Source organism: Methylobacterium organophilum, from assembly GCF_022533465.1.
Taxonomy (GTDB): Bacteria; Pseudomonadota; Alphaproteobacteria; order Rhizobiales; family Beijerinckiaceae; genus Methylobacterium; species Methylobacterium organophilum.
This window is the reverse complement of record NZ_CP092848.1, coordinates 440,527-454,678: the sequence shown is the minus strand read 5'-3', so window position 1 is coordinate 454,678 and position 14,152 is coordinate 440,527. Positions and strand designations below refer to the sequence as shown.

Here is a 14,152-nt window from a genome sequence, read left to right as displayed (position 1 = left end):
GCCGGGGCTTATCCAGCGAGCAGCGGGCCATGGCGCGCCGCCCCTACCGGGTTCTGTTCCTCCACCAGAACTTCCCCGCCCAGTTCCGGCACGTCGCTCAGGCGCTGGACCGGCGGCCGGACGTCGAGGTTCTCGCCATCACGCGCGAGGGCAACGCGCAGCCCCGGATCGTGCGCACGCTCGCCTACCCCCATCGACCGGATCCTATCCTCTTCGAGCATCCGGTGGCCGAGCATTTCGCCAAGCGGACGGCCCGGGGGCTGGCCGTGGCGCGTTTCCTCGCTTCGCTCAAGGCCTCGGGCTACGAGCCCGATATCGTGGTCGGCCATGGCGGCTGGGGCGAGACCCTGTTCGTGCGCGACGTCTGGCCGAAGGTGCGGCTGATCCTGCACGCGGAGTTCTACTACGCGGCGGAGGGCAGCGACGTGGACTTCGATCCCGAATTCGCCCCCGCTCTCGACGGAGATCCCCTGGTGCGCGCCCGGGTCCGCGCTCGTAACGCCGCGATGACCCAGGCGCTCGTCGACGCCGATCTCGGCATCGCGCCCACCGCCTTCCAGGCCTCGACCTTTCCGCCTAGCCTGCGGGAGAAGATCCTGATTGCCCACGAGGGTATCGACACGGCCCTCGTGAGCCCCCGCCCGGACGCTACGCTCACCCTGACGATCCCGGCAGCCGGCCGGACCTTGACGCTCGGGCCCGGCGACGAGGTCGTGACCTTCGTCAACCGGACATTGGAGCCCTACCGGGGCTACCATGTCTTCATGCGGGCCCTGCCCGAGATCCTCGCGCGCCGGCCGCAGGCCCGGGCGGTTATCGTCGGCGATGCCGCTGGCGGCTACGGGCCGGCCCCCCCCAAGGGATCGACCTGGAAGGACGTCTTCCTCCGGGAGGTCGGGTCCCGGCTCGATCTCGCCCGCGTCCATTTCGTCGGCCGGCTGACCTACGAGGCCTATCTCGCGGTCCTCCGGATCGCCGCGCTCCACGTCTACGCCACCTATCCCTTCGTGCTCTCCTGGTCGATGCTCGAGGCGATGAGCGCGGGCGCCCTTGTCCTTGCCTCCGAGACCGCGCCGGTCCGGGAGGTCCTCCGCCATCGGGAGAACGGGCTCGTCTTCCCCTTCTTCGCGCCAGACGTGCTCGCCGAGCGCGCCATTGCCGCCCTCGCCGACCGGGCCGACAGCGACCGCCTGCGAACCGCTGGCCGCCAAAGCATCATCGAGACATTCGACTTGGTATCGATCTGCAATCCGCGGCTGGAACGAATAATCCTCGATCGATAAATCGAGCTTCATCAAGCTAACGACGCACAACGACTGGGTCGCGGGAAGCGGCCGGTTTTCCGATGCGTTCGAATTCGATCCGCGCCACGCTGGAACCGCGAAGATGTCCGCTGCGTGACGTGCTTGTGAATTCGGCACGGACCCGAGGCTGATGCGGATCGGAGCGCGTTGAGCACCCGGATCGAGCCGCCTGGGGGAGGCGGATCTGGAAGACGCGAGCGTTGTCGTTGCGGGCGAGATGGCGCCAGCGCACCTGTACCATCCCGGTCACAGAGCGGGATCGTCGCTCGGGCTTACAGCGCGGAAGGGCCTGATTGGAAAAGTGGTTGGCAGCACCCGTGATCCTTCCCCAGAGGAGTGATCTGCCCTGAGGTATGGCTTCGGGCCAGGACGAGGGCGGACAGATGGGAACGAAACGGCACAAGCCGGAGGATGTGATCGCCAAGCTGCGGCAGGTGGACGTGCTGGTCTCGCAAGGCCAGAGCGTGCCCGAGGCGATCCGGGCGGTCGGCAGCCAGACTGCTTACATCGCCCCGGGGGCACCGTGGGAGAACGGCTACGTTGAGAGCTTCAACGCACGGCTGCGGGACGAACTCCTGAACGGGGAGATCTTCTACACGCTGAAGGAGGCGCGGATCATCATCGAGAGCTGGCGCCGGCACTACAACACGATCCGCCCGCATGGCGCGTTCGGCTACCGGCCGCCAGCCCCCGGAGTGTTCGTGCCAGCCCTGGCTGCTTGGCCGGCTGCGCTTGCCCGATCGGCTTCGCCGGCCAAGCTACTCGTGGAGCACAAGCCTGACCCTGACCCACCAGACGGTATCCTCGGGGCGCAGGGTGGCGTTCCAGTTCGCCACCAGCGTCTCGTCGTGCTCCTCAATGGAGGCGAACTGTCGACGGGTCGACATCCACTCAAAGAGCAGTGCCCGGTGGCCGACATGCAGCTCGGACGTGAACAGGATTCTGGATGGCATCGGAGCCTCGCGGGAAGCGCAGGCTCCGCACGCGGCGGCACTCCGGCGGTCAGTCGGACGGGTGCGAGCCTGCGCGTATCATGGCGGCCTCTCATGGGAGGGCGGCGCCCCTGTCCTGGCCGAGGCGAGCGTGCAAGTCCGGGCCGCGGGGTGTGATTGTCCCGGTTTGGTGGATACCGAGAACGCTTTCGCGTGAGCTGTTTTCCCGATGCCCAAGCCTCGTCCTGCATACCCCGTTGAGTTCCGTCAGCGGATGGTCGCGCTGGCCGCGATCCGGCGGGACCTCGCTCTGAGGGTCGGCCACGCAGATGCTGGTCGAGGACGGTGGGCTGTCGTCCAATTGCCCCGCTCCGCGGCGCAGCGGAACCTCCAAATCGATCGCTGCCGGAGAATGGCGGCGGTCCGCCTCGAGAGGCCGTGTGCCGGCCTCTCGAACGGTCGACGGTCGTCGGGATGCCGAGGTCGCACGGCGGCAATGCAGCTTCCGGCATCCTCGAGCGGCTATGCCTCGGGCGATGCGATGTCGTGGCGGCGTGCACGACGGGCTCTTCCGCTGCGGACAGATATGTGATGATTGAGGCACGGAGCGCCGCCATTGCCGTGCCGCGGTCCGGAAGAGACCTGGGTACGACGGTGCACAGGCAGCCGGCGCGTGGTGCGATCCGCAGGCGTCGGGAGATCTGAAGCCCGCGGTCGGCCTCCAGTTCCGGATCCCCTCCGGGTCCGATCGCAGGATGCCGTCCTCCCGCGACACGGACCTACCCGCAGACCTTATCGGGAACATGTCGAAAGATGTACGATCTTCTGGATTGGCTGGAGCGCCAGCACGACGGCGTGAATACATACAAAGCCCTGCTGCAACGTCTTCGCTCCGACGAAAGGTTGGCCGCGGCGCATCCGGCCTTCGTCTTCGTCTTGCGGCACCTCGCGGGCAGGATCGTGAGCCTCTACGAGGAGAGTCCATGCGATGCCGAAACGGGAAGTTCGATATTCGCGACCATGCTCGGCTACGTGAAAGAAATGGAGCGGTTGGAAGGGCGTCCGGCTGCGGAGCGGCTCGCGCTCCTGGACCGCATGGCGCAGATAAAGCTCGCCTAGCTTCCCTCGGCTTTGAAGCGGCGCGAGGAAAGGCGCATCCGCTCGCGGGAATCATAGGATGTCCAGACCTCCGGATCGGGCGAAGATCTGTGCTTCGGCGCGATTTGGATCCGTTTGCGGGTTGACGCGGTCTGCCGTCGGCAGGAAGGAACTTCGCCAGGAGATCGGGCCTCTAGCCTCCAGTGCGAATGCGGGAGGCGTATCCGTCAACGTTGAGAACACGCGCATGGCCATGTCCTTCCTGCCCATCGACCGGAGCCTGATCGCTCGCGAAGCCGCGAAGATGCTTCTGGAAATCAGGGCCGTGAATTTCTACGAGAGCAAGCCGTTCATCTTCACGTCTGGCTGGGCGAGCCCGGTCTATATCGACTGCCGCAAGATCATCTCCTATCCGCGCCTGCGGTCTACCTTGATCGACTTCGCCGCGGCAACGATCGTGCGCGACATCGGCTACGAGTCGATTACGAACATCGCGGGCGGCGAGACTGCCGGTATTCCCTTCGCCGCGTGGATTGCCGACCGCCTGATGTTGCCGATGCAGTACGTGCGCAAGAAGGCCAAAGGGTTTGGCCGGAATGCGCAGATCGAGGGCGAGGTGATTGTGGGCGCCAAGACTCTGCTTGTCGAGGATCTCGCAACGGACGGACGCAGCAAAGTGAACTTCTGTCAGGCTCTCCGGAATTCCGGGGCGGACGTCGATCACTGTTTCGTATTCTTCTACTACGACATCTTTCCGAAAAGCCGCGAGTTGATGGACGAGCTGGGTGTCCACCTCCACTACCTGACCACATGGTGGGACGTCCTCGCCGTCGCGAAGGATAGCGGGCATTTCGAGGGCGCTGTGCTCGACGAAGTCGAAAGCTTTCTGAACGAGCCGGCCAAATGGTCCGCCGCTCACGGGGGAATTTCAGAGTTTGGTCAGAGCTGAACCGATCGTCTCGTAGAGCATTTTCCCATGATTCCTGGATCACGAAAATGCTCTATCTATTTGATAGTGACGCATTTTCTTTCGCGGAACCGGCAGCCGCTTCCGCAGAAAACGCTCTAGGCGGGAGCCAGACCCAGGATCTGCAGACAGATGCCTTCCACCGCATCGGCCGCGTCCGTACAGCGGCGGACGCCGTCGGGCTCGGGGGCGCCCCCCAGAGTGAAGACCGGTCTCCCGAACTGAAGGGCGAAGGCGATCTCCGACAAGGTGCCGTTGCCTCCCCCGACGGCGATCATGGCGAAGGCCGCCCGGGCGATGAGAGCGTTGCGTGCGACGCCGATACCGGTGGCGAGCGGAATCGTCACGAAGTCGTTGGCCCCCGAAACATCCCCGTCGGGCAGGAGCCCGACGCTCACACCGCCCGCCCTCGCCACGCCGCGGCAGACGGCCTCCATCACGCCCTCCCGGCCGCCGCACAGGACCGTCAGTCCGGCACCGGCCAAGCCCATCCCCACGACCTCCGCCGCGGACCTCTGGGCATCGGTGGCAGCTCGCGTTCCCACTACCGCCACCGGCCAGCGCAGCGGCGAGCCGCTGTCTCGCTGCAGCCAGCGGACCGCCGCCACGGCATCGACGCACTCGCCGTCGTGCCCGGAACCCGCTTCACTCCAGCACCGCGTGTCCGGACGGAAGGACCGACCCCGACCGTCCATGAGCAGATTGCGTGTTCTGTCGACGCGGAGCCGCCGTTCGAGGTCGGCCTCGTCCCCGTTCACGAGGCGCGCTGCAGGCGGACGGAATCCGGTTCCCCGGATCGATCGAGAACCGTCCGCAGGAGCGCAACGGCATCCGACCCCTTATGGGCCCTTTGCCAGAGATCGGCGGTCAGGGACTCATAGAGACGGACCGGTTCCTCATCCGCGGTCAAGGTCGCGACGCCGGTGCGGATGTTCGGAAGCTCGCCGCCAAGTCGGAACGGACTGAGGCCGACCATTGTGCGGCGACTGCCTTTGAAGAGCTGGAAGGTGACGTTCGGCAACGTTTCCTCGATCAAAGCGATCTGCACCCCCATGGGCTCGCTCTCGATGAGGCGCAGAAGATGCTCAATTTCCAATCGAGCCGCGATCCGGCGACGCGCCAGTTCGTCCTCCGGCAGATCGAAGCGCCCCACGACGCCGAGGCGGAGGAAACGTTCGATTTCCGGAACCGTCACGAAGTTGACGACACTAAAATGCCTCGTCCTCCGCGCGGCCTTGCGCTCGTTCAGAACCGCTATCACCGCGTCGATTTCATCGGACTGCTTTTCACTCGGACCCTCAGGGCCGAGCGATTCGACCAACATCTTCCGCAAATGATCTTTGTATTGATCGGATGACAGCAGGTAAGAAATCGGCGGAAAATGGGCTATGACTTGATCGGATTCTTCTTCGACCTGACGCATGCGCTCAAAATATCCGAGCGCACTGGAATAGTACTCAACACCGACTCCCAAAAGGGATGCCATCGACGTGCCCAGCACGGTCGAAAGGCGATCAAGCGTTTCGATTTTGATCACCTCACCGGCTTCGATCTTGTAGACGAGTGCGCGGGACACTCCGAGATCCCTGGCCAGCTCCTCGGCAGTGCGGCCGCTACCGATGCGATAAGCACGTAGGCGCCTTCCGATCTCTTCGAACACAGTCGCCATCCATCCTTGCCCAGGTGCCTCGCCTTGCCCAGGTGTCTCGAAAAATAGACTTCAGGGGTTGAACAGGCAAGGTCAACGAGCCGTCGCACGACACCCGCCGCGACGCGGCCTTGTTGCACAAATTTCCTGCATGCCCATCAAGCGCTCATGTAATTCGCGCATAGCTATCGGCCCTATTTGCGGAAATTGGCGGCGAAGATCCGACTTGAGCGCATGCCTCGCTGTTGCGGTGCAATAAAAATAGGTGGGCTGACCACTTCGCGTGCATCCACATTTATAGATCTGTCTTGAAATATATACTCGTCCGTGACACTCAAAAACGGACCGGCGGACGACGTCTCCGCTGGATCGGAACCGCCATACAGCCCGGGAAAAGTGGTCGGCGCGGCACAGCCGCGCGAGCCGATGCGGCGTCGGAACCTCCGCAGGCACCGGGCAGGGAGCATCAGATGACACGCACCTTGCCAGCCGAAGAGGCTGTCTCCACGCCCGGGCTACTGCCGGAGAACGTCGACGCAACCGCCCGCAAGGCCTTGGTCGGCTCGGCTCTCGGCTATGCGATGGACGGCTTCGACCTTCTGATCCTCGGCTTCATGCTCAAGGTGATCGCCGCCGATCTCGGCCTCAGCCAGTCGGAAGGCGCCTCTCTGGTGACGGCGACACTGGTCGGCTCCGTCATGGGCGGCCTTTTGTTCGGTATGCTTTCGGACCGCATCGGCCGTGTGAAGGTCCTCACCTGGACGATCATCCTGTTCGCCGTCTTCACCGGCCTCTGCGCCCTGGCGCAGGGCTATTGGGATCTTCTCGCGTACCGCACGATCGCAGGCCTCGGACTCGGCGGCGAATTCGGGATCGGCATGGCCCTCGTGGCCGAAACGTGGCCGGCCTCCAAGCGCGCGAGAGCCTCATCCTACGTCGGCCTCGGCTGGCAGTTCGGCGTCCTGAGCGCCGCCCTCGTGACGCCCCTTCTTCTGCCGCACATCGGCTGGCGAGGCATGTTCGCGATCGGCGTCCTGCCCGCGGTCATCGCCTACTTCATCCGGCACTCGCTTCATGAGCCGGATGTCTTCGTCGATCGCCAGCATCGTCAGGCCGCGCCGCGCCTGCCGCTGAAGCTACTGGTCAAGGATGCCGATACAACCAAGCTGAGCCTGGGAATGGTCATTCTCTGCTCAGTGCAGAACTTCGGCTATTTCGGCGTGATGATCTGGTTGCCGAACTACCTCTCGACCCGGTTTGGCTATGGCCTCGCTCAATCGGCGACTTGGACGAGCGTGACGATTGCCGGCATGGCCACCGGCATCTTCGTCTTCGGACACGTGGCCGACCGGATTGGCCGGCGCCCCGCCTTCCTGACCTACATGATCGGCGCTGCCGTGATGGTCGTTCTCTACTCGCGACTGACCGACGCAGCCGCCCTTCTCGTTGCAGGAGCGGTCATGGGCTTCTTCGTGAACGGCATGCTCGGAGGCTACGGGGCGCTCATCAGCGAACTCTATCCCACCGCTGCCCGGGCGACGGCGCAGAACGTCCTCTTCAACCTCGGACGCGCCGTTGGTGGCCTGGGTCCCGTGGCGGTCGGCGCGATTGCGACAGCATACGGTTTCAACACCGCGATCAGCCTCCTGTCGCTGCTGTACGTGCTCGACATCTTCGCTCTCCTCTTCCTCATCCCTGAGCGACGGGGTGTCGAGCTGACCTGACGTCGAACCGGAGCGGTCGATCCCGCGGGACGCGCGATCGACCCGGTGCGGCGGGCCGCCTGCGGGATCGAAGGCCGCTCCCTTGGACGAACCGGTGTGATCGAGCCAAGCCGCGCACCGGCTCCGACAGTATTTCCCCCTGAATAAACAGCACTCCCAAGTCCAATTCCCTTATGAGGGGCACGATATATCCATGAAGCGGATGATTCTTGGAGCCGGCTTCGGTCTCGCAGCGATCGTAGCGGCTCAAGCGGCAGATGCGCCCGCCCCCGTCCACACAACCGACGCACCGGCGCCGTCCTTCTTCGTCTTCTCGGATACGACGGCCGGCTACCGCTTCCTCGACGATTCCCGCGAGCCTGGCCTCCGCGCCGTGAAAGGCGATCCGCGCGAGGGCAGGGGTGTGCCGAAGAATATCACCTTCTTCACGCACGCGGACAACTTCGGCTACGGCACCAACTTTGTGAATATCGATGTCATCAAGTCCGGATCGCAGGATCCGACTGGATTTGCCTTTCCGAACAATCGTATCCAGACCGGCGTCGGGGCAACAGAGGTCTATGCCGTCTACCGCGGATCGCTGAGCGGAAACGCATTCACCGCGCCGAAAACCTTCGCTGTACCTGGCCTGATCAAAGACGTTTCATTGTCCTACGGTTTCGATCTGAATGGAAAGGATACCGCCTTCGGGCCACGCAAGCGCGTTGGAGTGACCGGCTTGGTGTTTGCCCTCGACGTGCCGGCAGGCTTCATCAACGTGGCAGTGCATGCCTACAAAGAGTTCAACCGCAATGGCATCGTCGTAGAACCCATGCGTAGCGTGGAGTTCAATCTCGTCCCAGAGTTCGAGATCAGCTATAATATTCCGCTGGCATTCACCGGCTTGCCGCTTCGTCTTGCCGGGTTCAGCAACATCGTTTTGCCGAAGGGGCGCAACGGTTTCGGACAAGCGACAGAGACGGAGTGGTTGTCGCGCTCGAATCTCCTTTTCGATCTTGGGAAATACTTCTATAGCCAGCCGAACCGCCTTGAGGCCTTTATCGGCTTCCAGTATTGGAGAAACAAGTTCGGAGAGGACCAGAGGTACCGCATCGGAGCCGAGTCCAAGAACATCCAGGCTGGCTTCATCATTCACGCCTTCTAGAGCATTTTCCGCGGAAGTGGTGCTGCTTCCGCGGGAGAAAAAGCGGCTCTCGCGCAGCTTACAAAACCCTCGATCACCGGGCGTTCTGTCTCTGATAGCGACAGCGCAGCGGGAGTTCTGTGAGCGAGACTGGGAGCCGTGCCCGCCCAGATTGGGTTGGGTCACGTCTCCAGGTTCGTACCATCACGCTTTCGTTCGACGAACCGGCTCCGTTTCGTCGAAAAGTGCGCCAGAGGCGGGTTCGCCAGGACGGCTGTGCGCAACGGACAAACGGATGACTCGCCGCGCCCGCCGCGTCTAAAAAAAAAGAAATGTCCTTGTATTTATACGGCGCCCTGTCACAATCATTGGGCGCGTCGGTGCGTCCTCCCCCTGTCGCGGATCCTTCGAAAGGGCCGCGCTGCGCCCTTTGATCGAAGCGCTGCCGACAGGCCGGCCTTCCGCTGCGAACTCCGAGCAAGTCGATGACCGAGATCGCCCCACCTATCGAATCGTCAATGCCTCCGCTCCCGGGGATCATGGGCGGCACATGCTGGTCGCCTACGATCGTCGCCGAACCTGCCGACATCATCCGAAACGATCCGGTGAATGCGGAGTATCGGCACCTCGTTGTGCGCTGCGGCCAGATCGCAGCCGCCGCGCAGCCAGGACAGTTCTTCCAACTGCTCTGCCCCCATCCGCTCGGCGAGCAGCCTTATCTCCGCAGACCGATGAGCTTGTACGGTGCCGATCCCGCTCAGGGCGAGGTCGAGTTCCTCTACAAGGTCACCGGTGCGGGTACGCGCGGTCTCGCCACCCTGAAAGCCGGTGAGCGCCTCGACATCATGGGGCCCCTCGGTGTCGGCTTTACCCTCGACCCGTCCTGGCGGCACATCGTGGCCGTGGGACGTGGCGCCGGTCTCGCGACCCTGGCGCCGCTCGCGCAGGCCGCGAAAGCAAAAGGAATCGCTGTCACCGCCCTGTTCAGCGCACGCCGAACCGAGTTGCTCCTCTCTGTCGATCTGTTCCGGTCTCATGGTGCGGACGTCGTCTGTGTGACGGACGCGGAAAGCACCAGCGGGCCCGCCAATGTCGAGAGGATCCTGCGTGGGCTGATCAAGGAGGATCGCTGCGACGCTTTCTTCACCTGCGGATCGAGCCGGCTGATGCGCGTTCAGCAGCGACTCGCCCGTGAATTTGGAATTCCCGGCCAAGTCGCTATGGAGCAGCAGATGGCCTGCGGCATCGGCCTCTGCTACTGCTGTGTCCGCGATTTCAATGTCGGAGGAGAGATAGTTCATCGGCGTGTTTGCTGGGACGGGCCTGTATTCGATCTCCAGGAGGCGCTGCCTTGACCGATCTATCCGTTCAGATTGGCAATTTGAAACTTGCCAATCCCGTCATGCCGGCCTCCGGGACATTTGCCGAGGGTTTGAGCAAGGTCATCGACTTCGAGCGGCTGGGCGCGTTCGTCACCAAGACGATCACCCGGGAATTGAGGACCGGCAATCCGCTGCCGCGGGTCGCCGAGCGGCCCGGCAGCCTCCTCAACGCCATCGGGATTCCGTCCAAAGGGATACCCTATTTCCTGGAGCATACGATGCCGGCCTATGCCGGCTACCGGACGCCGCTCGTCGTCAGCATCTCGGCTCCGACCGCGGAAGGCTTCGCCAGTCTCGCGGCCGAGCTGACGCTACCCGGCATCAGTGCAATCGAGGCCAATATCTCCTGTCCGAACATCGAGGAGGACGGCAAGGCCTTCGCCATGCGCGCCTCCTCCACGGAGGCGGTCATCCGGCAGATGAGGTCGGCGACCACCCTGCCGATCTGGGCCAAGCTGACGCCGAATACCGGCGAACTGCCCGATGTCGCACGGGCAGCCGAAGCCGCCGGGGCAGACGCCGTGGTCGTCGCCAACACCATCCTCGCGATGGCGATCGATCTGAACACGTTCAGGCCGTGCCTGGGCAACGTGATGGGCGGCCTGTCCGGTCCGGCGATCAAGCCCATCGTGCTGCGCCATGTCTTCCAATGCGCGCAGGCCGTCCGCATCCCGGTGATCGGCTGCGGCGGAATCTCGACGACCGAGGATGCGGTCGAATATCTGCTGGCTGGAGCGAGCGCCGTTCAAGTGGGAACCGCGACGTTCGTTCAGCCGGGTGCGATGACGGCGATCATCGACGGTCTCGGGCGGTTCTGCGAGCGCCGCGAGATCGCCCGCGTCTCCGATCTGATCGGTGCCGTGGTCAACGAGGAGGCGGACGAGCCGGATCTCGCCTGGGTGGCGCCGCAATGAAACCGTCCACCGCTTCCGCCCTCGGATCGGCGTCGGCCGACGCCGACCGGCAGCTTGCCGAAACGCTGTTCGACGCCTTGCGGGCTGCCACCGGCGACGGCGTCGGCATTACCCGGGAAGCCTACAGCCCCAAGGAATCCGAAGCCCTGGACATCGTCGACGCCGCCGCGCGCCGCGCCGGCCTCGAAACCGCGCGTGATGCGGGCGCCAACCTCGTCGTCACCCTGGAGGGAACCGAGCCGGAGCTGCCGTTCGTGGCCTGCGGCTCGCACCTCGATTCGGTGCCTCAGGGCGGAAACTTCGACGGTGCCGCGGGCGTCGTCGCAGGCCTCGCGGTCCTCGCCGGCATGCGCCGGGAGAACGTCCGGCCGCGACGGACGATCAAGCTCTTCGGATTGCGCGGCGAGGAAAGCGCGCGCTTCGGCAAGGCCTATCTCGGATCGCACGCCCTTTTCGGCGAACTGTCGCCCGCCGATCTCGCGACGGCCGACGGCAGGGGCGAAACCACGCTCGCAACCTGCATGCGGGCGGTCGGCGTGGACGTCGATCGGGTCGAACGCGGCGAGCCGCTCCTCGACCCGGCAGGCGTGGCGGCCTGGCTCGAACTGCACATCGAACAAGGCCCGGTGCTGACCGCGCGGGGATTGCCGGTCGGTATCGTCACCGGCATCCGCGGCAATGTCCGCCACCGCGTCGTCACCTGCCACGGCGCGCCGGGGCATTCCGGCGCCGTTCCGCGCTGGCTCCGTAAGGATGCGGTCTTCGCGGCCTCGGAGCTGATCACCCACCTCGATCGGCACTGGCGCACTCTGCTCGAACGCGGCCGGGATCTGGTCGTCACCTGCGGCGTCGTCGGGACCGATGCGGCCGAGCATGCGATCGCACGCATCCCCGGCCTGATCCGCTTCAGCTTCGAGGCGCGCAGCCAGAACCGGGAGACGCTGGAAGCGTTCTACGACCTGTTCCGGTCCGAATGCAGTATGATCGAAGAGGATCGCGGTGTCACGTTCGAGTTCGACCGCAGGGTCGAGTCGGCGCCCGCCGTCATGGATGCCGGTCTCATCGAAGAACTGAAGCGGGCCGCCCGCGAACTCGGACTGCCCGACGAGACGCTGCCCAGCGGCGCCGGACACGACGCGGCGGTGTTCGCGAATGCAGGGATCCCGACCGGGATGATCTTCGTCCGCAACGAACACGGTTCGCACAACCCGCTCGAGTCGATGGACCTCGACGACTTCGTGGCCGGCGTCGCCGTGCTGCGTGGCTGCATCCGCAGGATGTGCGCATGAGCGTGGACGCGCTCTTCGACGCCGTCCCGGCGACGCCCCCGGAGCGGATCGTCATCCGCCGCCCCGACGACTGGCACGTGCATCTGCGGGACGGCGAAATGCTGAGGGCCGTCCTGCCCTACACCGCCGCGCAGTTCGCACGCGGGATCATCATGCCCAATCTCGTGCCGCCGGTGACCACGGTCGAGGCCGCCGAAGCCTATCGCGCGCGGATCCTCGCCGCCCTGCCGCCCGGATCCGACTTCCGTCCCCTGATGACCTGCTACCTGACCGACGCCGCCGATCCCGGCGAGATCGAGCGGGGGCATGCCGAAGGCGTCTGGCTCGCCGCCAAGCTCTACCCCGCGGGGGCCACCACGAACGCGCACCATGGGGTCACCGACATTCCCGGCCTCGCGCCCGTGCTCGAGCGCATGGAGCGGATCGGCATGCCTCTCCTCGTCCACGGAGAGTCTACCGATCCTTCCGTAGACGTGTTCGACCGGGAGCGCGTCTTCATGGACGAGAGCCTGCGGCCGCTCCTGGCCCGGCATCCAGGCCTGAAGGTGGTTGTGGAGCATGCGACGACAGCCGAGACGCTGGATCTCGTGCGGGCGCATGCGCCGCGGGTCGCGGCGACGATCACGCCCCACCACCTCGTGATCAACCGGACGTCGTTGTTCCAGGGCGGCCTGCGGCCCCATCTCTACTGTCTGCCGGTCGCCAAGCGCGAGCGCCACCGCTTGGCCCTGCGCAAAGCGGCGACCTCGGGGGAAGCCTGCTTCTTCATCGGCACCGATACGGCGCCGCACGTCCGGGAGGCGAAGGAGGCTTCCTGCGGCTGCGCGGGCGTGTTCGTGGGAGCAACCGCCCTGCAGACCTACGTCCAGGTCTTCGACGAGGAAGGGGCGCTGCGGAACTTCGAGTCCTTCGCCTCCCTCAACGGTGCGCGCTTCCACGGCCTCGATCCGAACTCAGGAACCATCGCGCTTGAGCGGCGGACCAGCGTCCTCGCCGCGTCCGTCGAAGTCTCGGACACATCAGTCGCCGTCTTCAGGGGAGGCGAGCCGCTTCCCTGGACCATCGCGGAGGTCGAACCATGACGCAGACGGAGCGCAGGGAGGCGGTCGCACGCCTCCTGCTCGCAAGCGGCGCGATACAGGTCGGCCACAAACGCCCCTTCGTGCTCGCGGCAGGATGGGCCAGTCCGGTCTACGTCGACTGCCGCCGGCTCCTGGCCGAGGCGGACGTGCGCCGGGACATCTCCTCCATCGCCGTCGACTTCATCCGCGACAGGTTCTCTGCGGATGCGTTCGACATGGTCGCCGGCGGCGAGACTGCCGGCATCCCGTTCGCCACGACCCTTGCGGACCGCCTCGCATGCCGTCTCGGCTACGTGCGCAAGCGTCCCCTCGGCGTCGGCCACAACGCGCAGGTCGAAGGCGGCAGCGTCGAAGACCGACGTGTCCTGCTCGTGGACGATCTGACGACGGACGGCACCAGCAAGCTGGCCTTCGTCCGCGGTCTGCGCGCCGCTGGGGCGGTCGTCGAGCATGCTCTGACCATCTTCTACCACGACGCTTTTCCCGGCGCGGAAGACCGTCTGCGGCGCGCAGGAGTGGATCTGCATCCGCTGGCGACCTGGACGGACGTGCTGCGCGTCGCCGGAGACGGCCTCTCCAACAAGGACCGCGGTATCATCGAGGAATTCCTCTCCGACCCGGTGGCGTGGTCCACGGCGCATGGCGGCCGCGCGCAATCCGCAACTTCCCTCTAGTTCCAACATCAGAGT

General features: G+C 65.0%; 13 protein-coding genes and 1 pseudogene. 11 read left to right on the top strand and 3 right to left on the bottom strand.

Annotated features, from left to right (window positions below; genetic code table 11):
• Positions 1-29: 29 nt before the first annotated feature.
• Together MMB17_RS02135 and MMB17_RS02130 are read left to right on the top strand one after the other, a co-directional pair.
• Positions 30-1,283 (top strand): glycosyltransferase, encoded by a 1,254-nt coding sequence (locus MMB17_RS02135; RefSeq protein ID WP_241100906.1) that lies wholly within the window; start codon positions 30-32, stop codon positions 1,281-1,283.
• A 497-nt stretch (positions 1,284-1,780) separates the two neighbouring features.
• Positions 1,781-2,011 (top strand): annotated as a pseudogene (locus MMB17_RS02130) (integrase core domain-containing protein); the annotation flags it as partial.
• A 51-nt stretch (positions 2,012-2,062) separates the two neighbouring features.
• On the opposite strand, the gene MMB17_RS02125 reads toward MMB17_RS02130, so the two are convergent.
• Positions 2,063-2,257 (bottom strand): metallophosphoesterase family protein, encoded by a 195-nt coding sequence (locus MMB17_RS02125; RefSeq protein ID WP_241102312.1) that lies wholly within the window; start codon positions 2,255-2,257, stop codon positions 2,063-2,065.
• 792 nt (positions 2,258-3,049) lie between these two features.
• Here MMB17_RS02125 and MMB17_RS02120 point away from each other — a divergent pair.
• Positions 3,050-3,355, top strand: coding sequence for a hypothetical protein (locus MMB17_RS02120; RefSeq protein WP_241100905.1), 306 nt, complete (start codon positions 3,050-3,052; stop codon positions 3,353-3,355).
• Between the two features lie 226 nt (positions 3,356-3,581).
• Positions 3,582-4,283 (top strand): orotate phosphoribosyltransferase, encoded by a 702-nt coding sequence (locus tag MMB17_RS02115; protein WP_238311767.1) that lies wholly within the window; start codon positions 3,582-3,584, stop codon positions 4,281-4,283.
• A gap of 116 nt (positions 4,284-4,399) precedes the next feature.
• On the opposite strand, the gene MMB17_RS02110 is transcribed toward MMB17_RS02115, so the two are convergent.
• Both MMB17_RS02110 and MMB17_RS02105 read right to left on the bottom strand, forming a co-directional pair.
• Positions 4,400-4,996 (bottom strand): SLOG cluster 4 domain-containing protein, encoded by a 597-nt coding sequence (locus MMB17_RS02110; protein WP_241102096.1) that lies wholly within the window; start codon positions 4,994-4,996, stop codon positions 4,400-4,402.
• Positions 4,997-5,055: 59 nt separating this feature from the next.
• Entirely contained in the window at positions 5,056-5,970 is a 915-nt protein-coding gene (locus tag MMB17_RS02105) for a helix-turn-helix domain-containing protein (protein WP_238311768.1), read from the bottom strand.
• A gap of 449 nt (positions 5,971-6,419) precedes the next feature.
• On the opposite strand from MMB17_RS02105, the gene MMB17_RS02100 reads away from it, so the two are divergent.
• From MMB17_RS02100 to MMB17_RS02070, 7 genes are all read left to right on the top strand, one after another.
• Positions 6,420-7,673 carry an MFS transporter gene (locus tag MMB17_RS02100; protein WP_241100904.1) on the top strand — a complete coding sequence of 418 codons (1,254 nt, stop codon included), beginning with the start codon at positions 6,420-6,422 and terminating at the stop codon, positions 7,671-7,673.
• 193 nt (positions 7,674-7,866) lie between these two features.
• Positions 7,867-8,817, top strand: coding sequence for a hypothetical protein (locus tag MMB17_RS02095; protein WP_241100903.1), 951 nt, complete (start codon positions 7,867-7,869; stop codon positions 8,815-8,817).
• Between the two features lie 464 nt (positions 8,818-9,281).
• Complete coding sequence (locus MMB17_RS02090) at positions 9,282-10,151, top strand: dihydroorotate dehydrogenase electron transfer subunit (protein ID WP_241100902.1); 870 nt, start codon at positions 9,282-9,284, stop codon at positions 10,149-10,151.
• Positions 10,148-11,092, top strand: coding sequence for a dihydroorotate dehydrogenase (locus MMB17_RS02085; RefSeq protein WP_238311772.1), 945 nt, complete (start codon positions 10,148-10,150; stop codon positions 11,090-11,092). Before MMB17_RS02090 ends, MMB17_RS02085 begins: the two co-directional genes overlap by 4 nt.
• Entirely contained in the window at positions 11,089-12,381 is a 1,293-nt protein-coding gene (locus MMB17_RS02080; RefSeq protein WP_241100901.1) for a Zn-dependent hydrolase, read from the top strand. The genes MMB17_RS02085 and MMB17_RS02080 overlap by 4 nt, the downstream gene beginning before the upstream one ends.
• A complete protein-coding gene (gene pyrC, locus MMB17_RS02075; RefSeq protein WP_241100900.1) occupies positions 12,378-13,463 on the top strand; it encodes a dihydroorotase in 1,086 nt (361 codons plus the stop codon). Before MMB17_RS02080 ends, pyrC begins: the two co-directional genes overlap by 4 nt.
• Positions 13,460-14,137, top strand: a complete 678-nt coding sequence (locus tag MMB17_RS02070; protein ID WP_238311775.1) for an orotate phosphoribosyltransferase — start codon at positions 13,460-13,462, stop codon at positions 14,135-14,137. Before pyrC ends, MMB17_RS02070 begins: the two co-directional genes overlap by 4 nt.
• The last annotated feature ends 15 nt before the right edge of the window (positions 14,138-14,152 follow it).